The organism is Rhodococcoides navarretei (assembly GCF_038069675.1).
GTDB classification, from domain to species: Bacteria; Actinomycetota; Actinomycetes; order Mycobacteriales; family Mycobacteriaceae; genus Rhodococcoides; species Rhodococcoides navarretei.
This window is the reverse complement of record NZ_JBBPCN010000001.1, coordinates 1843754-1868968: the sequence shown is the minus strand read 5'-3', so window position 1 is coordinate 1868968 and position 25215 is coordinate 1843754. Positions and strand designations below refer to the sequence as shown.

Genomic DNA, 25215 nt, shown 5'->3' with positions numbered 1-25215 from the left:
CCTGGATGTTGCCCAAAAATTAGGTTTGCTTTACTTAAGTTGTGAAGACGCTCCCCCACTTGTCGGTCACCCTCGGCGCGGTCCTTGTCGCATCCCTGGTCTCGTCCTGCGGTGCCGGCACAGAACCGGCGGCGACGAACTCGGCGACGCATTCGGTCACCACGCAGTTCGACACCGTCGAGGTACCCGATCGAATCGAGTCGGTCGTCGTGATCGACGGCCGACGCGACCTCGACATCGCCCTCGCGTTCGACTTGCCCATCGTCGGGATTCCGGTGGAAACCGAGGCCCCGCCCGAAATTCCCGGCCCGCTGACCGAGCCCACGAGGATCCTGCTTGCAGCCGGAGTGCCCGAGCTGTATCCACGGAACACCGTCGACCTCGAAGCCATCGCACGCGTCGATCCTGACCTGATCATCGGCCGCGACGAGGTGGTCGAAGAAATTTACGATCAGCTGAGTGCGATCGCGCCGGTGTTGCCGGTCGGCTCCACCGGCACCGGGGTCAGCTGGCAGCAGGATGTCGCATCGATCGGTGCAGCACTGAATCGCCAGGACGAAGCACGAGCGATAGTCGACGAATACACCACTCGCGTGGACGAACTCACGACGCAGTACGCCGCTTCGATTGCCGATACCGCCGTCCTGCCGGTCAGCACATCGGAGAACGGCGGGATCTCGATCGGACGTGACCGGGTGACGTCCATCGCGCTAGAGGATGTGGGAGCCCGCTTCGGATCCGCCTGGACCGCCGCCACTCCGGAAATCGAGTACGGACCGGAGAACGTCACCGCCGCATCCGACGCCGTGGCGATGATTGCCGCAATCACGTCGGAGAAGGATCTGCAGGCGATGAACGCCAATCCGCTCTGGACCGGATTACCGGCTGTACGCAACGACCGCATCGTCAGGACGGACAAGTTCACCAACGACGGCGGACCACTGACCGCGCTGTGGACCCTCAGGTTGGTGGAGCAGCTCTACGACCCGAGTTGATCACCGACCTTCGACGAACAAAGTCCTACTCGACGGCAGCCACGCCGGAGTCGCATAATCAGTCGATGGAACCGACACCCACGGGCACGCTGCGCAGCAGCGACAGCGGCTTCGCTCTGGAATTGACCAGGACCATCGCCGCTCCGCGCGAGGACGTGTGGGCCAGCCTCACAGAATCGCCTCGAACGGCGCTGTGGTTCGGGCCGTGGGAGCGTATCTCGGACAGCACCGTTCGCGTCACGATGCGCTTCGAGGAGGGCGAGCCGGCCTCGGACATGGCCGTCGAAGCATGCGAGCCGCCCAGCCGACTGGCCGTGCGAACCATCGACGAGATGCAGTGGCAGCTCGAGGTTCGCCTCGACGAGAAGGATGGTTCGACGGTCCTGATCCTGGTACACAGTTGCGAGAGCACCGACGGCCTGGGCGACATCGGCCCGGGATGGGAGTACTACCTGGACATGCTCGTCGCGTCCAGAGACGGCACTCCGTTGCCGAGCTTCGACGACTACTACCCGTCACAGCAGCAGTACTACGCATCACTGCGCCCGAATTGAGTCAGTGGTTGCGAAGCTCGTCGATCAGCTCGTCCTTCTTCAGCTTCGAGTAGCCCTCGAGGCCCAATTCTTTGGCTCGGTCGGTCAGTTCGTCGACCGTCCAGTCCTCGTAGGATCCGGACTCTCCGCCCTTCTTCCCGACCTGCCCCCTCCCCTTGTTCGCGGCCGCGTTGGAGATGCGAGCAGCCTTCTCCTTGGAGTTGCCTTCCTCGCGGAGCTTCTCGTACAAGCCCTGGTCCTTCAACTGCGGCTGGTCCTCGGTCTCGTTCTTCTTCGACGGCATCGGAACTCCCATAGCTGGACTACTTCGATGTTCTGAGCGCTACCCGGTCTGCGCGACGACTAATCACGCTCCCCGAGGTCCGCGAGTTGGTGTGCAACGAGCGTCATCGGGTATGCGAACGGGATGAAATCCGATCGATCGCAACCAGCGGACCGGGATGCACCCGACGACCGCGCCAACACCGAGGCGGAAGGTGAGCCGCTCTCGGTCGGTGTGGTCAGTGATGACGGATTCGCGTCGACGGTCGCGTCTGCCATCGTCGCCAAGTTGCCCGATCACGCGATGATCGACGGGGAGCGGCGCGAGATACGCGTATCAGGGGCATCGGTTCCGCTTCCGCCCACGGCGACAGGTGCGGCCCCGCTGGGACAGTGGCTTGCATCCGTGAAGGCAGATGCCAATTACGACATCGTGTTGTGTGTGTCGGAGGTACCTCGCCGCCAGGGTTCACGCCCGGTGATCGCCGAGACCCGGGACGGCACGACCGGAGCGCTGTACGTACCCTCCTTCGGCACCCTGGCGGTGCGACGACGCGCTGTCGCGGCTGCGTTGGCCGTACTGCACGAATTGATCGAAGCCGACGACTCGTCTCGTCTTCCGAGGAGGTACTTCAAGTCCCGCTGGGCATCCAGTGACTCCGGCGAGGGTGACGAAGTGCTGCTGACGTCGAGCATCTTCGGCCGAATCAGGTTGGTGTCGGGGATGATTCGATGTAATCGACCGTGGCGATTGGTGCCGACTCTGTCGAGTGCGCTTGCTGCAGCCAGTGCCGCCTCCGCCTTCGGCGTGTTCTACGCGAGCATCTGGCAGATGGCGGCATCGATGAGTCTGGGTCGACTGGCGATGATCGGGGTCACGGCTGTGATCGCCATGACGGTGTGGGTGATTCTTCCCAACGGCCTGTGGGAGAAGCGGACGTTCCGCCCCTCCACGATCGATCGTTGGATGTACAACGCAGCCACCGTGGGAACGGTCATCACCGGTGCGCTGTGCATGTACGCGCTACTGTTCGTAGTCGTATTGTGCTCGGCTGCGGTGGTTATCTCACCGGAGTTCCTGACCGAGCAGATCGGTCGTCCGGCGTCGATCGGTGACTACTTCTCCCTCGCTTGGCTGGCCGCGTCGCTCGGTACGGTTGCGGGCGCAGTGGGCTCGTCGGTCGCCGATCGCGAGGACATACTCGATGCCACCTATGGTCACCGTGAACTGATTCGTCGGCAGTCGGCCACGTCGTCGTGACGCTCCCTCGAACCTGTCTCGTTGTGAGTGAGAACAAGAAAAGCTGGGTACGTTCAGAACATGCCATATCTGGATCGCGTTGACGACGTATTCGTGTTGAGTCTCGGCAATCGAGGGGTCGACGACACCGAGAACCGCATCGGTCCGAACTGGATTGCCGAAATGAACGCGCTTCTGGACGAGGTCGAGGCGTCCTCCGGCCCGGCCGCTTTGGTGACCACCGCAACGGGCAAGTACTTCTCCACGGGCGTCGATCTGTCATGGGGGGCCGAAAATCTCGATCAGATCAACCGGTTCATCGGCACTGTTCAGGAGCTGTTGGTGCGCTTTCTGACCTTCCCGATGCAGACCGTCGCGGCCATGCAGGGGCACACCTACGGCGGTGCAGCATTCTTCGTGATGGCACACGATCACCGCATCATGCGATCGGATCGCGGATTCCTGTGCTTCCCCGGCGTCAACATCGGGGCGACCTACAGCCCGGGAACCGTCGACATGGTGCGGGCGAGATTGGCTCCGCATGCCTTCCACGAGGCGCTGACGACCGGGCGTCGCTACGGCGGTGGCGACGCCATGGCGCTCGGACTGGTCGACGCGGTGTCGACTGCGGAGCGTCTGCGCGACGACGCCCTCGCCCGCGCAGCTGCGTTGGTCGGTACGCGCGGTGATGTTCTGGGCGACATCAAACGCACAATGTACGCGAGTGAGATTCGCTCCCTGCTGACGCCTGTCGCAGGCGTCGACGAGATGGAATGGGTCTCGAACTAGGCGGTGCTGTCAGTGCACCACCAGGACCGGACATTCGGCGTGATGCACCAGGTTCTGGCTCACCGATCCCAAAATCGCTGCGGTGAAACGGTTTCGACCGCGACTGCCCACTACCAACACCCGGGACGTCGCGGAGATCGACCGGAGTTCGTGTGCCGCCGAAGCACCGACGGACACTGCCCGAACCGGCACCGACGGATACTTGTCCCGGTAGGTATCAACGTTGGCCTGCAACCACTGTCGTTCTGCCTCACGAAGGTGCTGCCAGTCGACCGGCGTGCCGTAGTCGAGTTGGTCGGTTTCGTGCACGGCACCCACGTGGACGGCGAGTAGCTCTGCACCGAGAATTTTCGCCAGTTCGAATGCTGCCGACAGTGCGCGCTTCGACGGTTCGGATCCATCCACCCCCACCGCGACGGGGGCCGACACGCCCCCGGAATCGCCACGTTCGTGCCACACGAGCACGGGGCAGGTCGCGGCATTGACGATTGCCGTCGTCGAGTACCCGAAGACGATGTCGCGCAACGGACCCGACTCGCACGCGCCCACGACGAGCATCGCCGAGTCCGCAGACAGCGCCTTCGCCATCCGCGCAGCCGACAGCTCGGACACCTCCGATTCCACTGTCACCTGGGGATCGACCCCGTGCACGACGTCTACGGCGCGGGCGAGTACGCCTTCGCTCTCCTGCCGCAGCCGCGTCGGGAAGTCGGTGGTGTCGAGCTCGGCGGCGACCGCTGCACTCCACTCGTCTTTCGGTGCACCGTGAACGAGGTGCACCGATGTCGATGCCGCTCGAGCGAAGTGCGCCGCCCACTCGGCCACCCCCTTGTCCGTGGGTGAACCGTCGACCACGACCGCTAGCGGTCCGTCGAATGTGGTTGCCGCGATCGTGTGGTCCATCGTTCCTCCGTTGGCCGAAGACGGTTTCTGCGTCGTCTTCTACGATCGCCGCTTCCTCGGCACACCAATAGGGCATTTGGCCACCGGTATGACGGGTAGTTCGGGCTTGTGACCTATGCCCGAGCCACCAGAGGTGCAACTTCGGTGCCGAGGAGTTCGATCCCGCGCAGTAGGTCGCTGTGGGCCAGCCGTGGATTGGTCATCTGCAGCGACAATCGGTCCACACCGCCCAGTTGTTCGCTCACCCGCAGGATCTTGTCTGCCACCGTCTTCGGGTCTCCCATGAAGAACGCACCGTTGGGGCCGGACGTGGCGTCGAACTGCTGGCGGCTGGGCCGAGCGAATCCACGCTCCCGAGAGATCTTGGTGAACATCTCGTTCCAGCCGGGGTAGATGGTGTCTGCCGCGGCCGTCGTGGTCTCGGCGACGAAGCCGAACACGTGCAGGCCCACCTTCAGCTGCTCCGGCGGATGTCCCGCCTGCGCTCCGGCGCGACGGTACAGATCGACGAGCGGGGCGAACTGGCGCGGCTCTCCGCCGATGATGGCAATCATCAGGGGCAGTCCCAGAAGCCCTGCGCGAGCAAAGGATTCAGGCGTCCCGCCGACGCCGACCCAGATCGGCAACGGATCCTGCAGCGGACGCGGGTAGATACCCTGACGGTTCAGTGCCGGGCGGTGTCGACCCGACCAGGTGACCTCGACGTTGTCGCGGATCTGGAGCAGGAGGTCGAGCTTCTCGGCGAAGAGCGAGTCGTAATCGGCCAGATCCAGGCCGAACAGCGGGAACGACTCGGTGAACGATCCGCGGCCCACGACCAGGTCGATCCGGCCCTTGGAGATCAGATCGAGGGTGGCGAACTCTTGGAACACCCGGACCGGATCGTCTGCGCTGAGTACCTTGACCGCGCTGCCGAGTCGGATGTTTTCGGTGCGCGCGGCTGCGGCGGCCAGAATGATCGACGGGGCCGAGTCGTAGTACTCGCTGCGATGATGCTCGCCGATGCCGAACGAGTACAGCCCGACCTGATCCGCGAGGGCGATCTCCTCCAGCAGATGGCCCATTCGCTCCTCGGGAGCGATCACCTGGTTGTCGGTCGGATCGGTCACGGAAGAGACGAAGCTGTCTACGCCCAGATGCATGGTGGGGCCTTTCGATTCGGGATGGTCGCCTCCATCAGCATCGATGAAGATTCAATTATTCCGATGCGCGGGACACAGGGCGCGGGCTACTCCCCCCATCGCTTCAACTCGCCGGCCGCGTAGTACATCTGCTGCGACGCGCCGAAACGAACGAGCAACTGCTGCTTCTCCTCGTAGAACCAGACCACGGTTCCGTACATACCTGCCATGGGCCCGCTCAGCGGTGTGACTCCGTCGCCTACCTCGAATCCGTCCATCCCTGCACCGTACCGATCGAGGGTGCCGAAATCGGACGCCCACCGTTCGGCTTATCGCCGTCCGCGCTTGTGTGCGCGCCGTTCCTCCAGCTTTCGCTTGCCGTAACCCCATGTGATGCGGCCCAGACCCTCGAAGAGTCGGCTGGAAAGACTCCTGCGGCCGCTCATGCGGTGACCTCGTTCTCAGCGCTGTTCATATTGGCTTGATCCTTTCTCGTAGGCAGCAGGGCATTTCGGTACCAACGTGTACCTGCTAGCTGCGCCTTATGAGTCGAATCGAGCAGGAGCAAACACACATCGGTCACGCGTGATCTACATCACCGGCAATGTGCTGGGCATCGAGTTACGCCCGCGCGACCAGTCGGTCGATCCACTCGAGCGACCCAGGATAGGCAGCGACGTTCGAGGCCGTGTGGTCGAACGCAGGTATCAGATCGGTTCCGAAATCGAACTCGCGGACGGTGATGTCCACGGCACCTGCAGCGCGCCAACGCTGCGCAAGGAGCCGGCTCTGCTCGATCTCGACGGAGGTGTCGTGGACACCGTGCACGATCATCACGGGTGCGACGGGCGCGGTGAACCCGATGGTGTTCTCCTCCGTCAGCGGACCCAGCACAGGTCCCGTCATCAGTGCGCTCAGCGACGTGCCGTCGGCCGTCAGATCCTCGGACCGAAATGATCCGTGAGCGAGCGCGTCGGTAGTGCAGAAGTCCTGTGCCGCATCGAGAGACGCCCGCCCGCGGGCGTTGAAGAGGGCGCGGATCCGGTCGGCTCGGTCGGGGTGCGCGCCGATCAGGCCGCCGATCGTGTACAGCATCGTCGCGGCCCACGCGGAGCCGTCCTGACCGTCGACGCGGACCACCGGATCGGCCGGGGCGGCACCGACGAAGGCCCCGACCACGGACAAGTCGGGCGCGTAGGTGGAAGCGAGTTCCGCGGCAGCGGCCGACGCGACACCGCCCGCCGAGTATCCGTAGAGCACGACAGGCGCGTCGGACTCCCGTGCCGCAGCCCGCGCCGCGTCCAGCACGGCGCGGGCACTGGCGGTCCGCCCCAGAAACTCGTACTCGCCAGGGGTTCCCAGCCCCTGATAGTCCGTCGTGACCACCTGGTACCCCTGGGCCAGTAGTGGCAGCAATGCCGGCATCGTGGTTGCCAGTCCCAACTCGGAGGACCCCGAGCAACGATCGGCAACCCCGTAACTGCCTGGCGCGTAAGCGATCACGGGCCGCGGTCCGGGGCCTGGCCACGCACGGATCGGTGTGACCAGCAGCCCCGACACCGCCACCGCACGATCACGAGGATCGGCCGATCGGTACAGAATGCGCTCGGTGTGCGATCCCAGAACGTCGAGTTGCGGCACGGGTTCTCGGCGCACGATGGACCCGGGTGCGTATGCCTCCAGGCCGACGACGGGCGCGCCGTAGAAGTCGGCAGCGACGGGAGCCGCCGATACGGGTGCGACCGACAGAGCGCAGGACGCAACAATGACGAACACGGCGAAGGCGACGGAAGGGAGTCTCATCTCGCGAGCAAGTATGCGGCCCCGAGTACGGTTCCGCATTCCGTGTTTCACCACAGGCAATACGGTGGCGGTGCCAGGTGGATCGCCATCACGGTCGGCCTCCTATTTACCCCGCTTGATCCACGTCGGGACGAGCCTGCTCACCTCCGGTGGGCCGGCCAAAAGTGGAGCTACTTCGCGTTCGTACGCTCGGTAGGCGGGATGCTCGAGAAATGTGCGCGCGTCCTCGGCAGTGCGGTAGTGCTGGAACGCCGTGATGCCATCGGAATCGTCGGAATCGATACCGTAGTAGTAGGCGAGATGCCCAGGATTGTCCAGCACGGCTGGTGCCAAGTGCTTTTCCCACAGGGCCCGAACGGCGTCGCGTTGATTCGGCAGGGTCTTGTGGGTGACGACCACGGTGACACCGAGCACGTCCTCGGGTTCAGCTGGCATGACGGGTTCCTTTCGACCTGAGTATCCGATGCCCGGCGATCATGTCCCATGGTTCGGACATTCGACGGCGGCTCCAAAGAAACTGGGTGGCCGCAATTGTCCGGCCTGTAGTGTCGCCGATCATGATCAAGCGAACTGCGGCGAGATCGGCGGTTGTCGCGGGCGCCGCCATCGCGTCGACCGTCTGTGTGCCGGTGCCGGCACATGCGCACCACTCTGAATTTACGCCTCTGCCGGTGGCTTACTCACTGGGAGAGAACTTCTCGGCCCCGTGCAGTGGACAATTGACAGGTGCTGTCCACACACCGCACGACAAGCCGGGGCAGGTGACGGTGTCCGTGTCGTGGCTTCCCTTCTTCACCGGCGAGTGTCACAACGCGATATTCGTGAACTATTGGTCTGCCGTCGGAGAGAACGGACAGGGCAGCGGCAATCGTTTGATTCTGTTGCCCTTCGTTTCTCGGGCGTTCGAGCCGCTGACAGGAGAAATTACCTTTCCGATGCCGTCGGGTGGTGGTTCTATGACCGTCGCACCCAACGCGGTGAGTACGACATATCTCGATCCGTTGGCAAACACAGTGCGGTTCGCCGTTGTGTGACACACGCGCATCGAAGTCGGCGCTCATGGTTCGGCGGTTGCGGCCGTGATGCGCTCGGCGTGGCGGCTGAACCGAACACCGCTGCTGATCTCGCTGAGCGCCATCGCAATCCTGATCACGACAACTTTGACGGCTGGGTTCTACGTTCCACGCTATCCGCAGATGTCTTGGTCGTTCCTGCGAATGTGTTCTCGATGGAACGATGTCGGGCCGTGCAGGCCGGAGACCGCACTGACCTTGTCGACGTTGTGTGCGCTGCTTCTACCGTTGCTGCTCGGGATGTTCGTCGGAGTCCCCGCATTTGCCCGCGAACTGGACACACGTACCCATGTACTGGCGCTGACACAGTCCGCGAGTCGAATCACGTGGTACCTCGCGACCGTCGTCGTTGTCTTCCTGCCTATCTCGGCTGCCATGACGGGGCTGGGCTTGGCACTGAAATGGGCCACAGGCCTGTCGCGGAATTCCTCGATCGCTGACTATGGGCCTTCCGTCAGTTTCTCGTTGTTCGATTTCCCCCACTTCGAAACAGCCGGGGTCGTTCTGGGCGCTTACACGCTGCTGATGCTGCTCGTCGGCAGCACCGTGGTGCTGGCATTCCGCAGCACAGTCGTGTCCATGCTCGCTACCTTTTTCATATTCCTGTTCATCGTTCCTGTGGCATTCACGTGGATCGCGCGCGATCACTACGGATCACCCGCCGTCGTGAGTGAGCCGATCAGCGGCTTGTATCGCGAATCGGAATATCCCCCCGACCCGTACTACACCACCGACGGAACGTGGGTAGTCGACGCCGGGTACGTCGACACCAGCGGCGCGGAGGTCAGGCCTCGAGTAGATCGTTGCCGGCAGCCGTATCCGGACGACTACTGGAGTCCGCGTACCGGGGAGACGGACGGAGAGCGTTCGGAGCGAATGCGACTCGACAACCTCGACCGTGCCGCACGATTCGACGACTGCATGCGCGAGCAAGGCGTCGACCGATTCGACATCCGTTACTACACCGAAGACAAGTTCTGGCAATTCCAAGCCATCGAAACCGGCCTCATGCTTTCGTTCGGTTTCGTTGCAAGTGGGGTGGGAATGTTGGCGGTCCGGCGACTCACCTGAGAGCGACTACCGAAAGCTGACTGAGAAAATCGGCCGGTGTAGCCCATGCCAATTGTCTGTGAGCGTTCTTGACGCGAGTGCAGAATACCGACCTCCCTGCGACGGTGATCCCGGAAGTATCGGACAGGACATCGGATCGGGTAACGCTTGTACAGGCGTCCCCGCGGGGACGCTTTTCCTGCGCGAATCTCGGATGCACTGTCCACGAGATCGATCAGCGTCCAGCCGGTGCGTTCGTACAGTTCGATTGCCTTGCTGGAGTGCTCGATGGCGTCGAGCATCGACTCACCTCCAATTCGTGCCTGCCACAACAGCGAATCTCCGACGAGTGAGCCCCGTTGTCCCGGTATCAGGAAGAGCTGGGACACCAAGAGGGCACCCAGCTTATCGACGAGGACGACATGCCCGACGGTGTCATTGTTGTGCTCGGCAACCCACGCGGCCACCATGTTTTTCGGGCGTCAAGTGATCAGGTCGCTTGGACAGCAGCGATCGCGCACTCGCAGTCAGCGAACAGCGCGAGCACTGGATCCGCTCCCCCGAACTCACTCGGCGTGGCGATTGTCAGCACTGGTACAGCCGTCGACGTCCACAGCTCGTTCGACACGTGGGTACGACACAAAGATGCCCTCGCCGGTGTTTCCACTGGCAAGGGCATCTGTTGTGCGCCATCAGGGATTCGAACCCCGGACCCGCTGATTAAGAGTCAGCTGCTCTAACCAACTGAGCTAATGGCGCCGATCCGCACCGCGTGTTCTCTGCGGTGCGGGAGAAACATTAACAGCAGATGCCGCCAGATGTGAAATCGGCTGGTCGGAGCACCTGCCGCGTCAGTTGAAGATCCTGCGAACCACGAGAACTGCCACCACTGCGCCGACTCCGAGGAGGGTGAATTTCACTGCCGGCTCGTTGAGCTTGGCCACCACGGACTGCTTGGTGTTGGCGACGATGTTCTTGGGGCTGGCACGGACGCTCAGCTCGTCCAGCGTGCTGGCGAGCTGATTGCGAGCGGCCTCGATCTCGCGCTCGATTCGGTCGGTGTCCTTGGCCACGTGTCCTCCAACTTGTTGCAAATAGTCTCGGTCGCAGTCGAGCCTAGAGCACGACGACATTTCGATACTCTCGTGCCGTGACCGAATACAGCAAGCTCGAGCCGGGCGACACCGCTCCGGCGTTCACCCTGCCCGATGCCGACGGCAACGACGTCTCTCTCGCCGACTATGCAGGCAAGAAGGTGATCGTGTACTTCTACCCCGCTGCGAGCACCCCGGGCTGCACCAAGCAGGCCTGCGACTTCCGCGACAGCCTCGCCGAGCTCAACGGCGAAGGCCTGGAGGTCATCGGCATCTCCCCCGACAAGCCTGCCAAGCTCGCCAAGTTCCGCGACAAAGAAGAGCTGACGTTTCCGTTGCTCGCCGACGAAGACAAGTCGACGCTGCAGGCGTGGGGCGCATTCGGGGAGAAGAAGAACTACGGCAAGGTCTACGAGGGTGTCATCCGCTCCACGTTCCTCGTCGACGAGGACGGCAAGATCGAGGTGGCGCAGTACAACGTCCGCGCCACCGGCCACGTCGCCAAGCTCCGTCGCGATCTAGCTGTCTGAGTCCCCACTACCCGAGCCGGCCAGTCGCTGCAGGAACAACGCCTCGGCGACGGCCATCTTCTCGATCTCCGTCGGGTCCACGCTCTCGTTGGGAGCGTGGATCCGACACCGAGGTTCCTCGACGCCCATCAGCACGATCTCGGCGTCCGGCAACACCTGAGCCAGCGCGTTGCACAGCGGAATCGACCCGCCCTGCCCCGCCGTCCCCATCTGGTGCCCGAATGCCTCCTGCAACGCCTCGGAGAGCGCCGCGTAACCCGGCCCGTCGGTTCTGGCCCGAAACGGCGACCCGATCGCCTCACGCTCGACGGTGACCCGCGCATTCCATGGCGTACGCGCCTCCAGATGAGCCACCAACGCATCCTGAGCCCGCAGCGAATCCATTCCCGGCGGCACCCGCAGATTGAGCCGCGCCGACGCACGCGGTGAGATAGCCGCTGCCGACCCCACGACGGGTGGGCAGTCGATCCCCAGAATCGTCAGCGCCGGCCGCGCCCACACCGCCTCGGCCACCAAGCCCGAGCCCGCCAGCCCGACGCCGTCGAGCACCCCGGCATCGGAGCGGAACTGCTCGGCGTCGTACTCGACCCCGTCCCAGTTCTGCATGCCGTCCAAGTCGTCGATCGTGGTGTCGCCCTGTTCGTTGCGCAACGTGGAGAGCACCCGCACCAACGCGGCGAGCGCGTCGGGTGCCGGCCCACCGTACATGCCCGAGTGCACCTCGCCGGCAAGGGTTTCCACGTGCACGACGACATTCGCGATGCCGCGGAGCGTGGTCGTGACCGTCGGCGAACCCACGCGAGCGTTGCCGGTGTCTGCAATGACCACCATGTCTGCGGAGAACAGTTCGGGGCGCTGCTCCACGAGCGCTTCCAATCCGCCGGTGCCCATCTCTTCCGAACCCTCGCAGACAACGCGCACGCCGACGTCGAGCGACTCCCCCAGTGCCCGTAGCGCCAGCAGATGCATGATCACGTTGCCCTTGCAGTCCGCCGAACCCCGCCCGTACCAACGGCCGTCCCGTTCGGTCAGCTCGAAAGGTCCACTGTCCCACAGCGTTTCGTCACCTGGAGGTTGAACGTCGTAGTGCGAGTAAAGCAGTACGGTCGGCGCTCCCGCGCGAGCCGGCCGCGAACCGACCACGGCCAGTGAGCCGTCGACCGTCTCGATAAGTTGGACGTCGGGAATGCCCGCGTCGACGAAGGCCCGTTGCACCCACTGCGCCGCACCGGTGCATTCCTCGACCGGAAACTGCCGGGGATCGTGCACCGAAGTGAATCGAACCAGCTCTGCCAACTCCGATTTCGCTCGGGGCATCTGCGATGCGATTGCAGATCGAACGTCGACGGGTCGCGGATCGGCGGGCATGAATCCTCCATACGAGAAAATGACAGACGGGCTCTCGCCAGTCTGTCATCACTCGTCACCGTCAGCGGCCGGAGAACTCCTGCTCGAACCACTGACCCGTCTGCTGCCAGTGCCGATCCCACGCTTCCTGCTCGAGCTGTTCGGGCGACTTGCCCGGCTCCGGAACGGGAACGGGAACGGTGAACTGTGGCGGGTCCACCCGTGTTGGCGCCGGTGCCGCCACCGCCTGGCGAGGTGGATCCTGGGTCGCCCACGCCTCGGTCGTCGGTGCAGACTCGACAACTGTCGATGGGTCCACTGTCGGAGGAATCGTCTCGGGCGGGGGCGCAATCACCGGCGCAGGCGGAACCGCGATCGCAACCGGGTCGGGGATCGTCGGATCCGCCGGCCGGGTTGCCCCCACCAGATCCGCCCCGGCATCGCGCCGATCCACGCTCTGCTCGGCGGTCGACTCGGACTCACCCGGCAACGTCGCAGCAAGGGCCACGCCTGCGGACAGCACACCGGCCAGCAGCACAGCGGCGAACACGAGCTTGCGCCCCGAGCCTCCCGACCGGGCCGGGTGTGCACCCACAACGGGCGGCACTGCCGACGGCGGAAGCGGCGCTGGCACCACAACGAGATCCGGAACCTTCTCGACCTCGACGGTCTCCTCGGACCCGGCATCGACGTAGCCGGTCTCGACCGGCTCCGAATCCGCGGCCACTGGCGCTGTACTCACTGCCACCGACTCGCCCTCGTGCGCCAGCAGCGCAGCTCCTCGCGCTGCGACCTGGTCCGCGTGACTCACGCGCACGACGGGGACGCCGAGTCCGAGCGACAGGATGTCCAGGAGATCGCGATTGCTCGACGAGTCGCCGAACAGCGCCACGAACTCGGGCTTCTTGCCGGACTGATCGACCACTTCCCATGCCAGCGGGATGGTGCTGCCAATGCGCTCGGGCGACATCGAGTCCAGCGCAGTGGTCTTGGTCGGGGTGAGCGAGGCTTCGGCTGCGTCGGCGAGAGATATCGAGACACCCGTGCCCCCCATGTAATACAGCAGCACGGTCTTCGCGTCGGCGAATTCCTTCGAGCGCTCGAGCCAACCGAGGAACGACTCGGCCGCGGAGGACAGAACTACGGGCTCGTCGACCAGCGTGGCTGCGAACTCGGCGCGCTCGTCCTCGGTTCGGTACACCACGCCTACTGCGTCCACGTCGGTGTCGAGCGCCGCGGCCTCGGCGCGCATGGTCTCGATCGCAGTCGCCAATACGGAGGCCACGTCGGGATCGAGAGGGGCGGTCCGGTCGGCCAGCACCACGCCCGAGGTCGGCTCGAGTAGAACTGTCTGCATCGAGCCAGATTCGATCGCTACACCAATGGTTGCCATGGCAGTCTCCCTGTGCTCAGGGTGGAGGCACCCGACCATGAACGTCATTCGGTTGTTCCGAATAACGATCACCCTGCACGGAATTTGATTCTCTCTACCAAACCATACCTGTTGACGGTTAAATCGGTCCGGATCGGGCTTGGAGTTTGTCACAGTATGGGGAACGAGAAATTGTCGTCGAACCCAGGTTTACTTCCGAGACCTCCAGCCGTGGCGCGCGTGTCGGACCCAGTTGTGGATACCGAGCACCTGCGCCGGATAGCCTGACCGGGTGGAATCCTCTGCTCGTGCCCAGTCCTCGCGCCGTCTCGACGCCGCGCTCGAGTCGACGGCACAGACTCAGGAGCTCATGCCGCGGCGGCGTCCCACGCAGGAACGCAGCCAACGCAAGTTCGACGCATTGCTTCAGGCTTCCCGCGAGTTGCTCAGCGACGTGGGGTTCGAGTCCTTCACCTGCGAGGAAGTCGCGTCACGAGCCGAACTCCCGATCGGGACGCTCTACCAATTCTTCGCCAACAAGTACGTCATCGTCTGTGAGCTCAATCGGCAGGACCTCGTCGGCGTCCAGCAAGAGCTCGCCGAGTTCGACGGCGAGGTCCCGTCCCTGGACTGGGTGCGGTTCCTCAACAACTTCGTCGACCATATGGCCGGCATGTGGATGACCGATCCCTCGCGCCGTGAAGTGTGGCTCGCCATGCAGTCGACGCCCTCGACACGCGCGACCGGAGTGATCCACGAGCGAGAATTCGCCGACCAGGTCTCACGCATGCTCGGTCCACTCACTCCACGCACACCCCGGCACCGACGCAACCTGATGGCTCAGGTGTTGGTGCACATCGTCTACTCGATGCTCAATTTCTCGGTGCAGGACGGCCAGAGCCACGAGGACGCCGTCGCCGAGCTCAAACGCATCATGATGGCGTATCTGCTCGTCGCCGAGAAAGAGAGCAGGCGCTCCGGCGGCTCGGCGAGCGATACCGAGCGAGCCTGACCAACCCGACCCCGCACAAACGACAGGCCCGCCCGATCACCTGGATCGGACGGGCCTGACTCGTTTTCGGAGCGAACTCACTCCTCCAGAATCGCCACCGCGGCGGCGATGTCGCCGTCGTGCGTCAGCGACAGATGGATCTTCACCGTCGGCAGGAACTCTTGCGCCATGCCGTGCAACTTGATGGACGGCCGGCCCCACGCATCGTTGACGACCTCGATCAACGGATACGGGTTGTCACCGATCTGCGGCGGCCGAGCGAATCGTGATGTCGCCCATGCCTTCAGCACTGCTTCCTTGGCGGCCCACCGTGCTGCGTAGTGGCGGGTCGGATCGGAACTCTTCGTTGCGGCATGGCGGCGCTCGCCCGCGGTGAAGCTGTCGCGGATCATCGTCGTGCCGACCTTCTCCATCTGCTCGGCGAAGTCGGACACCGTCACCAGGTCGAAACCCACTCCCAGGATCGCCATCAGATGGCACCCGGCAGACCGGAGGAGTAGACATCGTCCTCGCCGAGGCGAGCGGACTCGTTGAGCAACACGTGTGCCTCCAGTTCGCGTGACGCCGTGGACGGCGTCCCGTCATGTCCGAGCCGCCGATCGTCGGGCCGCTCGTAGAGGGAATCTCCTCCCACCATCGCGGAGATCAGCCTGCGCTGACCGGCGATGCGCCGCTCGTTCGCCTTGGCGATGTACGCGGCACGTCGATCCGCCGGAACGGCCTCGAGGAATGCCTGCGGGTGCACCAGCGCGATGAGTCCGGACACGTGCCCGAAGCCCAGCGAGGTGAGCAGACCTGCCTTGAGCGGCACCGAGTCGCCGAAGCGCAGCGGCTCCCGTGCCCACACCAGGTGCTCGAACGCGGTCATCTTGTCGTCGACGCAGTCCAGGCTGCGGTTCGGCGGGATGACTCCGTTGGCCAGCACCTGGCACAGGCCGATCAGCTGCCAGGCAGCCGCTCCGCCCTTCGAGTGTCCGGTGAGGCTCTTCTGCGAGACGACGAACAGCGGAGCGCCGTCCGAACGGCCGATGGCCTTGGCGAGGCGGGTGTGCAGTTCCGCCTCGTTCGGGTCGTTCGCTGCGGTGGAGGTGTCGTGCTTGGAGATCACGGCCACATCGTCTGCACTGACGCCGAGCGCGTTGAGCGAGAGCGCGAGCGCCGAATCCTTGCCGCCGCGACCGGCACTGAGCGCGCCGAGTCCCGGAGCCGGGATGGACGTGTGCACTCCGTCGCCGTACGACTGTGCGTAGGCCACCACTCCGAGGACCGGTAGGCCCATCTCGAGTGCCAGGTCGCCGCGAGCGAGCAGAATCGTTCCGCCGCCGTGGGATTCGACGAATCCACCGCGTCTGCGATCGTTGGCTCGCGAGAACCGGCGATCGCTGATGCCCTTGGCGGTCATCGCTGCGGAGTCGGCAGTGGCCGACATGTCACCGAAGCCGATGATGCCCTCGGTGCTCAGGTCGTCGAAGCCGCCGGCGACCACGAGCTGCGCCTTGCCCAGCTTGATCTTGTCGACGCCTTCCTCGACCGAGACTGCAGCGGTGGCACAGGCAGCGACGGGGTGAACCATCGCGCCGTAGCTACCGATGTACGACTGAACCACGTGCGCGGCAACGACGTTCGGCAGAGCCTCCTGCAGGATGTCGTTCGCACGAGCATCACCGAGCAGGGTGTCGATGTACAGCGAGCGCATGGATTCCATGCCGCCCATGCCGGTGCCCTGTGTGTTGGCCACCAGCGTGGGGTGCACCCAGCGCATCAGTTCCGACGGATTGAAGCCCGAGGAGATGAACGCGTCGACCGTGGTGACGATGTTCCACAGGGCAACTCGGTCGACCGAGCTGGCCATGTCGGGCGAGATGCCCCACTTGGTGGGATCGAATCCGGTCGGAATCTGTCCACCCACGGTGCGGGTGAGCTTCATCTTGCGCGGGACGCGAATCTCGGTGCCCGCCTTGCGGGTGACCTGCCAGTCGCTCGAATCCGGGACCGGCGTGATCAGCGTGTGCTCGGGATCCGCTGCCGCGAACGACCGGGCATCGATCTCGGTTCCGACCACGAACGTGAGGTCGTTGTCGAGGAAGATCGAGGTCATCAGCGGAGCGGTGTTGCCGACCATCGCGCCGTCGTCGCCGTAGGTGCGGATACCGCACTTCTCGACCACGATGTCGTGGTACTTGTCGGCGATGTCCTCCTCCGGCACCAGGTCACCGGACTCGATGTCGTACCAACCCGGCTTGGGATCGTTCTCCCAAGCGATGAGGCCGGTGTTCCATGCGAGTTCGAGAACGCCTGCGGCAGAGAGCTGCTCGTCGACCTCCATCTCGAAGCGGGTACGCGCCGAACCGTACGGTCCGAGCTCGCCTGCACCGACGATGACGACCAGGTCCTTCGGGTCCACATCGAGTGTCGGCCAGGCCGGAGCGGTGGTCGACGTCGACAGCCGCGGCGGTGCGGGCAGTGCCGCGATCACCGAGTTGTCCACTGCCTCTTCGGTCTTCTCGGCAGCGGCCGCAGCTGCATCCCGAGCGAGCTCGACGAGGTTGAGCTTGGTGTTGGCCAAGCCACCCGTGAGATCGGCGACGATGGGCTCCTGCGCAGCCTGACGGCGAGCGGCAGGTGTGCACAGCTGAAGCAGCTCGGTCGCCATCTCCTCGGTCGACCAGGTGCGCACACCCTCGGCCTCGACGGCCTCGACGATGGGATCGTTGCCACCCATCAGGCCGGTGCCGCGCACCCACCCGATGTGAGCGTGGGCGATAGACACCCGCTCGGCCCAGTTCTTCTCCGAGCCCCACTTGGCGACAACCGCATCGAGTGCAGCCTTGGACTCGCCGTAGGCACCGTCGCCACCGAACATTCCGCGGTTCGGCGATCCCGGCAGCACCACGTGCAGGTGGGTGTCGATGTCGGTGTCGTAGCCGACCTTCGACAGTCCGGTGATCAGACGCTCGACCGACCAGAGCAGCACGCGCATTTCCATCTCGGCGCGAGCTCCGGCGTCGGACATCTCGCCCATGACCCGGGGTGCGGCGAACGGGAACAGCATTGTCGGTGTGACGCCGGCCTTGACCAGAGTCTTTGCGCCACCGGCAGTGTCGATGAAGTCGCTGCCGATCCACTCGATGAGTGCATCGACGTCGGTGTACGACGCGATGTTGGCCGGAACCACCCACAGCGACGCTCCGCTGCGTGCGTTGTCGCGGTACAGCGAGCGGTAGAAGCCGAGCCGCTCGTCGTCGAGCCTGGAGGTGGTGACGAAGACCGTCGCTCCCCCGGCCAGCAGCTTGGCTGTCACCGCAGCTGCGATGGAGCCTTTGCTGCCGCCGGTGACGACTGCGACCTCATCGGTCCACTGGCCCTTGTCCTCGGACGCGACCGCGATGTCCGCGATGCGTCCGAAGGTTTCGGCCAGGACCGTCTTGTTCTCGTAGTCGGCCTTGGCCTTCCACCACTGTGCCTGCGACGCAACGGCATTGCCTGCGCCGGCGAAGGACTCGACAGCGATATCGCCTGCGGTACCGAGCCACAACCGGGCCAGGTCCTCACGGGCGGTGGCCCACCGGTCGTCGATCAGGACGGCGCGCTTGGCGTCGAACGCGGGGGCGACGAGGCGAGGCCAGTCGGATCCCAGCTCGGCCGAGACCAGCTCCACCAGAGCGGCGTCGGGATCCTCGGCCAGCAGTGCGTTGGGTGCATCCGCCAGTCCGAGCTGCTCGAGCACCAACCGGGCTGCGGAGGCGAGAACGCCGTCGCGGCCGGTGATGTGCTCGGTGAACTCACCGAGAGCAGCAGCGTCGACGGTTCCACCGGCTCCACCGCCTGCCTGCGGCATCGACACAGCGATTCCGCGACGAGCGGCAACCGAGGCAACCGCTGCGTCGATGACGTTGTCGACGGCAGTGCCGTCGGCAAGAGCGCCGTCGGCCAGACCGCCGAGCGCGCCACCACGGACCGAAGCACCGTCACGGGTACCGAGGGCGACCTCGGCGGTGACGTGGTGCGCCCAGCCGTCGCCCAGTTCCCAGGTCTTCTTGACGCGATCGGCGATCGAGGCCGGGCGTCGACCCGAGGGGCCGAAGACCTTGCGGAGGTGGTCGTTGATGGAGTCGCTGAGCACCGGACCGAACGGCTTGTACGTACGAGCCAGCTTGTTGACCGTGCCCGAGAGCGCGCCCATGTCGGCATCGGCGGCACCGTCGATGGCACCGAGCGAGAGCTCGGAACCGAGGTCGACGAGCAGCTGATTACGGCGTGAGGACACGCCGTCGCACAGTGCCTCGATGGTGTCGGCGGGCCCGATCTGATCGAGCTGCAGTTTGGTCCACAGCCCGATGAGGATCTTGGTCGCGTCGGCCGCGACGAACGCGATGTCGTCGGGGCGAGGTCCGCCGGACGGTGCTGCGGCCGGAGCGGGAGCCGCGGCAGGTGCCGAAGCTGCTACCGGAGCGGCAGATTCCACGGGCGTCGACTCTTCCTCGTCGGCCGGAGCCGGGTCGATGTCGGTGCCGTAGACGATCGCGGCCTCACGCTCGAGGTTGAGTACCTCGACCGGGTGGCCGAAGCGACCCGGCAGCTTGAGGGTCTGCGACGCGAGGTTGGCGACGGTCGGCGTTGCACCGAGGCCGATCTCGACGAAGCGCTCGACGCCCATGCCGCCATCGGACTCGTCTGCGAACAGCAGGTCCTGGGTCTCGATCCAGCGCACCGGGCTGGCGAACTGCCATGCCAGCAGCTCGGTCAGAATCACCCGACACAGATCGCTCGGTCGTGCGGCCCACGAATCGAAGTCCGCGAGAACGGTGTTCAGCGGCTCGGACGGCACGAGATCGGCGATTTCCTGCGCGAATTCACGCTTCAGCGAGAACGGCTTGGGCACCAGGTTGGGGATGTAGCGCCCCACCAGGATCGCCGGATCGAGCTGCTCGGGCAGCAAGGTCTGGAGGCGGTTTCGGAAGTCGTCGACGCCCCCGCGCAGCACCGTGGAGTGGAACGGCACGTCGATGCCGGGAACCATGATGTAGGCGGCCTTGCCACCGAACTCTGCCCGGCGAATGGCGATCTTCTTCTCGAGCTCGCCGAGACCGGCGACCGTACCTGCGATGGCGTACTGCGAACCGCGCAGGTTGAGGTTGACGATTTCGAGGAACTCACCGGATTCTGCTGCGACACCGGCGACGAAGCCCTGCACGTCCTCGTCGGCCAGGCCGATCTGCGACGGGCGAATGGCGGCCATGCGGTAGTCGCTGCGGCCGTTCTCGTCACGGGGAACGAGTGCGTGCATGGCCGAGCCACGCTGGAAGACGACCTCGAGGACGGCTTCGAGGGGAAGCACACCGGCGACGGCGGCGAGTGCGTTGTACTCACCCACCGAGTGGCCGGCGAGGATGGAGTTCTCCACGAACGCACCGGATTCACGCAGTTCGGCAACCTGTGCGACACCGAGAACGGCCATCGCGACCTGGGTGAACTGGGTCAGGTGCAGCACCCCGTCCGGATGCTTGTGCGTGACGCCGCGTGCCTTGAGGGTTGTCGGATTGTCGCGCACCACAGCGAGAATGGAGAATCCGAGTGCGCTGCGGGTGTGCTTGTCGGCACGCTCCCACACCTTGCGGGCGGCCTTCGACCGAGCCCGTGCGTCCAGTCCCATACCCGGGCGCTGGATGCCCTGGCCGGGGAAGGCGTAGACGGTCTTCGGCGCTGCGGTTCGAGCAGTGGCGACCATGACCAGTTCTCCTGCGACACGGCAGGAGACCTCGATCAGTTCGGCACCCTGGTCGAATCCGGTCCGATCGACGCGAACGTCGATCTCGGCTCCGGGGCGAACCATGCCGAGGAAGCGTGCCGTCCAGGCGGTAAGGCGACGCGGCGGAATCTTGGTGTCCGCGTGGTCGACTGCGGTGACCGTCTGCTGTGCTGCGGCCGAGAGCCACATGCCGTGCACGATCGGGCTGCCGAGACCGGCGAGCATCGCCGCGGCGTCGGAGGTGTGAATCGGGTTGTGGTCACCCGAGACCTGAGCGAACGCAGCCATGTTGCGCGGGGCCACGATGGTGGCCTGACGACGGCGACGACGCGGGGTGTCCTTGGCGTCGGCACCGACGGAGCCGCCTGCACGAGCCGGGTCGACGAGCTCGCCCTTGCCGGTGCGTCCACGAATGGCGAAGCGCTCCACGAGAGTTGCGACGGCGGGAGCATCGAGCCCCTCGCCGAGCATGGCACCGATCTCGACGGTGACCTCGACGACGCGACCGAGGTCGGTGTCGAGCACCTCTCCGGCAGCCGCCTTGACGACGAGAATCGAGGTTTCAGTAGGCAATTCGCCGACCAGGTTGACGCTGTGATCGAGGTGCACCAGATCGAGCATGCCTTCGATGACGTCGATGCCATCTGCAGTTCTGGTTGCACCGAGCACGGCGAACACGGCGGGCCAGCAGGCACCGACCAGAACGTCGGGAACCGCCTTCCCGCTGACGGTCAGCGAGTCCGGCAGTCCGGATCCGGTGACGCCTGCGTGGTCGGCGATCAGGTCGGGGATCCACGCGATGTTCAGCCGTGCGACACCGCTCTTGACGGCCGGAAGCTCTTGGCCGGCAGCAACTCCGAGCAGAGCCGACATGGCCTGCTGGGCGTCCTGTGCGGTGACGACGGGAGCGCCGCCGTCGATCGTGGAGGAAGGCACCGTCAGACGGATGCGCACTTCCTTGCCCGGAGCGAGCGGAACCAGCAGCTCCACGTGCTCGGCATCGAGCACGGTCAGCGAGGAGCCGGTCTGCGGATGCGAGGCAACCGAATCGGAATCGACGGTCCAGTCGGCTGGATCGCCGAGGCGTGCAACGGGGTTCTGCGTCATCCGCGAGGCCCAGGTGACGTCGGGAGCTGCCAGCACGATGCCCAGCAGTCCGGGCGCGATCTCGGCGTGGCGACGGCTCGCGATGGCCGCGGGCTCGATGCCCTCGGCGAGAAGCTGGTCCGCAGTGGCCTTCTCGAATCGGTTCAGCAGTTCGCCGACCGGCTCGTCCACGCGGGTGATGCCTGCGACGGCAACGGTTCCGGGGATGACGCAGACCTGATCGGCCGAGTAACGAGCGTCGTGTGCCTGCCACAGCGAGTCGCTGCGCCACCAGCGGCGCACGTCACCGTCGACGACGGGGACGAAGTTGACCGGCTTGCCTGGCATGCGGCACAGCGAGGTGAAGAAGGTGATGTCGGCCGGGTGCAGCACCACGTCGGCGGCGTCGGGGAACTGCGCGAGCAGAGACTTCAGTGCTGCGCGCGGACGCTCGAGAACCTCGGCGTCGGCGAACAAGGTGGGGATGGGTCCGCGATCGACCGGGTGCAGCCGAGCCTCGGCGCGCTGGAGCATCTCCAGATAGCGGGTACGCCAGGTGACATCGAGCCACACCGATTCGCGTGCCTCGGACACGGCATCGGTGAACTCACCGCCGCAATCGAAGTCGCTGCGCGAGTCGGTTCCGATGGCGAGGTCGAGGTAGCGAGCGAGCCATTGCTGGTACGTCATCTCGGCTACGTCACCGAAGAACGGCTTGGCGGTGCCGTCGAGTGCGGCAATGATTTCCTCACGACGCTCGGCCACGGCGTCGGCGTTGCCGGCGACCTCGTCGAGCAGTCGACCGCACCGCGATGCCGCATTGTCGATCTCGTGGATGTCGGCACCGAGCTGGCTGCGACCCGAGGCCATTCCGCCGTTGGCGGTACCGGCACCGACCCAGTCGGGGGTTCCGGGTGTGTCGACGAGCAGCTGCTTGACCTCGGGAGCCGTGGTGGCTTCGAGGGTGGCCATGGCAGCGGTGCCGACGAGGATGCCGTCGAGCGGCATCTTGGGGTAGCCGTGCACTGCCGACCAGGTTCCGGTGAGGTATTCCGCTGCGCGCTCGGGGGTGCCGATGCCGCCGCCGACGCAGACCACGAGGTTGGGCCGTGACCGCAGCTCCGCGTAGGTGGTCAGCAGCAGGTCGTCGAGGTCTTCCCACGAGTGGTGTCCGCCTGCGCGGCCGCCCTCGATGTGCACGTTGACCTGGTAGGACGGAACCTCGTTGGCGATGCGGATGACGGCGCGAATCTGCGCGACGGTGCCGGGCTTGAACGAGACGTAGCTGATGCCTGCCTCGGACAGCTCTTCGATGAGGGCCACTGCCTCGTCGAGTTCCGGGATGCCCGCGGTGACCACGACGCCGTCGATGGCTGCACCTGCTGCGCGAGCGCGCTGCACGATGCGGCGTCCGCCGAGCTGCAGCTTCCACAGGTAGGGATCGAGGAACAGCGAGTTGAACTGGATGGCGCGGCCGGGCTCCAGCAAAGTGGACAGCTCGGCGACACGATCGGTGAAGATGTCCTCGGTGACCTGGCCGCCACCGGCGAGCTCGGCCCAGTGGCCTGCGTTGGCAGCTGCGGCGACGATCTTGGCGTCGACCGTGGTCGGCGTCATGCCGGCCAGCAGGATCGGTGAACGTCCGGTCATCTTGGTGAAGGACGTCTCGACCACGACGCGGCCGTCGGGCAACGTGACCGGGGTAGGTGCGAACGCCGACCATGCGGGCTGAACCTCGGGTGCAGCTCCCGGGGTGAGCAGATTCCGGTGGCCCCCGCGAGAAGACGCGGCGATGATGCCCACGCCCTGTCCACGCAGCGCCGGAGTGGTCATGCGGGTGAGCAGGTCGCCCGGGCCGAGATCGAGGATCCAGTCGGCACCTGCGTCGACGACACCGTCGATGGCGTCGACCCAATCCACGGAGTCCACGAGGATCTTCTGTGCGAGGCCGCGAGCGAGCTCGACGTCGAGTCCACACCGCTGTGCCCACGCGCTGACGAGTTCGACCGCGTCTTCCAGGGCTGGGTGATGGAAACCGATCTCGACGGGAAGTTGCTCGAAGACCGGAGCGAACACGGCACCGCCGCGCTTCTTCGCGTCACGGTCACGCTCTTCCTCGGCAGCGATCTGCTCGCACTTCTCCTGCACGCGGGCGAGCTGGGCCGGCGGTCCCGAGAGTACGACGCGACGACGGCCGTTGCGGATGGCGAGGGCGGCGGATCGCTCCGGCGCTCCATCGATTGCGAGATCGGCGATGATCGCCTGCAGTCGTGCGGGTTCGACGTTGGCGACCGAGACCATCGGCGCGCGGTCACCGGCACCGATGATGCCGCGGCGGCGGCCGACCAGGCCTGCAGCAGCACCCACGAGCTGGGCGATCGCGAGGAAGCTCGCGTCCTGTGCGCCGTCGGCTGCGACGGATTCGGCGGCGATGAGCCCCTGCGAGTGTCCGACCACCTTGACCGGCGGGGTCTGGGCGGGATCGAGTCCCTGCAGCTTCAGCGCGCGCAGTGCTGCGACCTGAGTGAGGAACACTCCGGGAAGCGAGACGGCAGCGGAGGTCAGTGCAGCCTCGGACGGGCCGTACGAACCGACGGTGTCGTCGTCGGCGAGGTCCTGCTCGAGCATCCAGGCGATCGGATCGAAGCCGACAGACCGGACGACCAGCAGCTCGTCGGCAACGGGCGCAAGAGTGGCTGCAGCCTCGTTGACCAGATCGGTCAGTTCGGGCTCGAGTGCGGAGTCGCGAGCGAGTTCTTCGAGGGAGCTGAGCCACGGTGCACCCTGGCCACCGAAGGCCAGTGCGTACGGCTCGCCCGCGGCGAAACGATCTGCCAGAGTCCGAGAGCCGCCATTGCTTCTAGGGGATTTGTCTGCGTTGCCGGTGCTTCGCGAGCCTCGTCCGTGTGATGGTGTGCTCTCGTTGATCGTCAAGGCTGAAGATTCCTCTCGTGGACGCCTCGGGGGTCGGGGCGTTCGCTGTAATGGCCGCCCGGGTGCGTCGTGGGCTACATGGGCGAAGCGGTGAGCCGGTCCTCGTCGACAGATCTCTTCCGCGCTGCTCAAGGTTGACACAAAATCATGAGGAAATCCTCAGGTTTGCTCGGACGTCCGAGTGCTACCAGCGAGTACGCCACTAAAAGCGGCTTTACTTTTTGTTTACCCGACCCGCCGGTAACCCGTATCCACGCTGGCGAGAGCATCGCCCGGTAGCGAAAAACATGAGGAAACCCTCG

The 25215-nt window shown here is 65.1% G+C and carries 19 protein-coding genes and 1 tRNA gene; 8 read left to right on the top strand and 12 right to left on the bottom strand.

Translation table 11 applies throughout. The features are described 5' to 3' along the window. Positions 1 to 41: 41 nt before the first annotated feature. Positions 42 to 995: an ABC transporter substrate-binding protein gene (locus AABD04_RS09035; RefSeq protein ID WP_341440947.1), complete on the top strand. Its 954-nt coding sequence runs from the start codon at positions 42 to 44 to the stop codon at positions 993 to 995. Between the two features lie 65 nt (positions 996 to 1060). Beyond that, on the top strand, positions 1061 to 1549 hold the full coding sequence (locus AABD04_RS09030; protein WP_341440946.1) for an SRPBCC family protein: 489 nt from the start codon (positions 1061 to 1063) through the stop codon (positions 1547 to 1549). Between the two features lies 1 nt (position 1550). Here the strand turns inward: AABD04_RS09030 and AABD04_RS09025 are convergent, their stop codons facing one another. Then, a complete protein-coding gene (locus AABD04_RS09025; protein ID WP_243594133.1) occupies positions 1551 to 1832 on the bottom strand; it encodes a DUF7218 family protein in 282 nt (93 codons plus the stop codon). A 123-nt stretch (positions 1833 to 1955) separates the two neighbouring features. Here AABD04_RS09025 and AABD04_RS09020 point away from each other — a divergent pair, with 123 nt between their 5' ends. Both AABD04_RS09020 and AABD04_RS09015 read left to right on the top strand, forming a co-directional pair. Further along, a complete protein-coding gene (locus AABD04_RS09020; protein ID WP_341440945.1) occupies positions 1956 to 3071 on the top strand; it encodes a hypothetical protein in 1116 nt (371 codons plus the stop codon). 60 nt (positions 3072 to 3131) lie between these two features. Continuing rightward, a complete protein-coding gene (locus tag AABD04_RS09015; RefSeq protein ID WP_243594135.1) occupies positions 3132 to 3839 on the top strand; it encodes an enoyl-CoA hydratase/isomerase family protein in 708 nt (235 codons plus the stop codon). Positions 3840 to 3848: 9 nt separating this feature from the next. On the opposite strand, the gene AABD04_RS09010 is transcribed toward AABD04_RS09015, so the two are convergent. The 5 genes from AABD04_RS09010 to AABD04_RS08990 all read right to left on the bottom strand — a co-directional run bounded on the left by AABD04_RS09010 (position 3849) and on the right by AABD04_RS08990 (position 8101). Continuing rightward, positions 3849 to 4742: a universal stress protein gene (locus AABD04_RS09010; protein ID WP_341440944.1), complete on the bottom strand. Its 894-nt coding sequence runs from the start codon at positions 4740 to 4742 to the stop codon at positions 3849 to 3851. A gap of 113 nt (positions 4743 to 4855) precedes the next feature. Further along, positions 4856 to 5884, bottom strand: coding sequence for an LLM class flavin-dependent oxidoreductase (locus tag AABD04_RS09005; protein WP_341440943.1), 1029 nt, complete (start codon positions 5882 to 5884; stop codon positions 4856 to 4858). A gap of 86 nt (positions 5885 to 5970) precedes the next feature. Beyond that, the gene (locus AABD04_RS09000) at positions 5971 to 6141 is read right to left on the bottom strand and encodes a KOW domain-containing RNA-binding protein (protein ID WP_243594138.1); all 171 of its coding nucleotides are present in this window, start codon (positions 6139 to 6141) and stop codon (positions 5971 to 5973) included. Between the two features lie 343 nt (positions 6142 to 6484). Then, positions 6485 to 7666, bottom strand: a complete 1182-nt coding sequence (locus AABD04_RS08995) for a lipase family protein (protein ID WP_341440942.1) — start codon at positions 7664 to 7666, stop codon at positions 6485 to 6487. A gap of 102 nt (positions 7667 to 7768) precedes the next feature. Continuing rightward, positions 7769 to 8101 (bottom strand): putative quinol monooxygenase, encoded by a 333-nt coding sequence (locus AABD04_RS08990; RefSeq protein ID WP_341440941.1) that lies wholly within the window; start codon positions 8099 to 8101, stop codon positions 7769 to 7771. An 86-nt stretch (positions 8102 to 8187) separates the two neighbouring features. Between AABD04_RS08990 and AABD04_RS08985 the strand changes: the two genes are divergently transcribed. After that, positions 8188 to 8700, top strand: coding sequence for a hypothetical protein (locus tag AABD04_RS08985; RefSeq protein ID WP_341440940.1), 513 nt, complete (start codon positions 8188 to 8190; stop codon positions 8698 to 8700). A gap of 45 nt (positions 8701 to 8745) precedes the next feature. After that, on the top strand, positions 8746 to 9810 hold the full coding sequence (locus AABD04_RS08980) for a hypothetical protein (protein WP_341440939.1): 1065 nt from the start codon (positions 8746 to 8748) through the stop codon (positions 9808 to 9810). Positions 9811 to 10474: 664 nt separating this feature from the next. On the opposite strand, the gene AABD04_RS08975 is transcribed toward AABD04_RS08980, so the two are convergent. Together AABD04_RS08975 and AABD04_RS08970 are read right to left on the bottom strand one after the other, a co-directional pair. Then, a tRNA-Lys gene (locus tag AABD04_RS08975) sits at positions 10475 to 10548 on the bottom strand. Positions 10549 to 10640: 92 nt separating this feature from the next. Next, positions 10641 to 10862 carry a DUF3618 domain-containing protein gene (locus AABD04_RS08970; RefSeq protein ID WP_032375974.1) on the bottom strand — a complete coding sequence of 74 codons (222 nt, stop codon included), beginning with the start codon at positions 10860 to 10862 and terminating at the stop codon, positions 10641 to 10643. Between the two features lie 77 nt (positions 10863 to 10939). Between AABD04_RS08970 and bcp the strand changes: the two genes are divergently transcribed. Beyond that, entirely contained in the window at positions 10940 to 11413 is a 474-nt protein-coding gene (gene bcp / locus AABD04_RS08965) for a thioredoxin-dependent thiol peroxidase (protein ID WP_341440938.1), read from the top strand. On the opposite strand, the gene AABD04_RS08960 is transcribed toward bcp, so the two are convergent. Then, a complete protein-coding gene (locus tag AABD04_RS08960) occupies positions 11402 to 12781 on the bottom strand; it encodes a dipeptidase (protein ID WP_341440937.1) in 1380 nt (459 codons plus the stop codon). The two genes, bcp and AABD04_RS08960, sit on opposite strands and share 12 nt — an antisense overlap. Before the next feature lie 61 nt (positions 12782 to 12842). After that, positions 12843 to 14153 carry a hypothetical protein gene (locus AABD04_RS08955; protein ID WP_341440936.1) on the bottom strand — a complete coding sequence of 437 codons (1311 nt, stop codon included), beginning with the start codon at positions 14151 to 14153 and terminating at the stop codon, positions 12843 to 12845. A 349-nt stretch (positions 14154 to 14502) separates the two neighbouring features. On the opposite strand from AABD04_RS08955, the gene AABD04_RS08950 reads away from it, so the two are divergent. Then, entirely contained in the window at positions 14503 to 15144 is a 642-nt protein-coding gene (locus AABD04_RS08950; protein WP_279393272.1) for a TetR/AcrR family transcriptional regulator, read from the top strand. Positions 15145 to 15221: 77 nt separating this feature from the next. Here the strand turns inward: AABD04_RS08950 and acpS are convergent, their stop codons facing one another. Continuing rightward, positions 15222 to 15614 carry a holo-ACP synthase AcpS gene (gene acpS, locus AABD04_RS08945; protein ID WP_008715184.1) on the bottom strand — a complete coding sequence of 131 codons (393 nt, stop codon included), beginning with the start codon at positions 15612 to 15614 and terminating at the stop codon, positions 15222 to 15224. Beyond that, positions 15614 to 24913 (bottom strand): fatty acid synthase subunit beta domain-containing protein, encoded by a 9300-nt coding sequence (locus AABD04_RS08940; RefSeq protein ID WP_341440935.1) that lies wholly within the window; start codon positions 24911 to 24913, stop codon positions 15614 to 15616. The genes acpS and AABD04_RS08940 overlap by 1 nt, the downstream gene beginning before the upstream one ends. Positions 24914 to 25215 lie beyond the last annotated feature (302 nt).

Coding starts and splice junctions, on each gene's coding strand:
- AABD04_RS09030 (WP_341440946.1), top strand. CDS start 1,061: ATGGAACCGACACCCACGGGCACGCTGCGCAGCAGCGACAGCGGCTTC.
- AABD04_RS09025 (WP_243594133.1), bottom strand. CDS start 1,832: ATGCCGTCGAAGAAGAACGAGACCGAGGACCAGCCGCAGTTGAAGGAC.
- AABD04_RS09020 (WP_341440945.1), top strand. CDS start 1,956: ATGAAATCCGATCGATCGCAACCAGCGGACCGGGATGCACCCGACGAC.
- AABD04_RS09015 (WP_243594135.1), top strand. CDS start 3,132: ATGCCATATCTGGATCGCGTTGACGACGTATTCGTGTTGAGTCTCGGC.
- AABD04_RS09010 (WP_341440944.1), bottom strand. CDS start 4,742: ATGGACCACACGATCGCGGCAACCACATTCGACGGACCGCTAGCGGTC.
- AABD04_RS09005 (WP_341440943.1), bottom strand. CDS start 5,884: ATGCATCTGGGCGTAGACAGCTTCGTCTCTTCCGTGACCGATCCGACC.
- AABD04_RS09000 (WP_243594138.1), bottom strand. CDS start 6,141: ATGGACGGATTCGAGGTAGGCGACGGAGTCACACCGCTGAGCGGGCCC.
- AABD04_RS08995 (WP_341440942.1), bottom strand. CDS start 7,666: ATGAGACTCCCTTCCGTCGCCTTCGCCGTGTTCGTCATTGTTGCGTCC.
- AABD04_RS08990 (WP_341440941.1), bottom strand. CDS start 8,101: ATGCCAGCTGAACCCGAGGACGTGCTCGGTGTCACCGTGGTCGTCACC.
- AABD04_RS08960 (WP_341440937.1), bottom strand. CDS start 12,781: ATGCCCGCCGATCCGCGACCCGTCGACGTTCGATCTGCAATCGCATCG.
- AABD04_RS08955 (WP_341440936.1), bottom strand. CDS start 14,153: ATGGCAACCATTGGTGTAGCGATCGAATCTGGCTCGATGCAGACAGTT.
- AABD04_RS08950 (WP_279393272.1), top strand. CDS start 14,503: ATGCCGCGGCGGCGTCCCACGCAGGAACGCAGCCAACGCAAGTTCGAC.
- acpS (WP_008715184.1), bottom strand. CDS start 15,614: ATGGCGATCCTGGGAGTGGGTTTCGACCTGGTGACGGTGTCCGACTTC.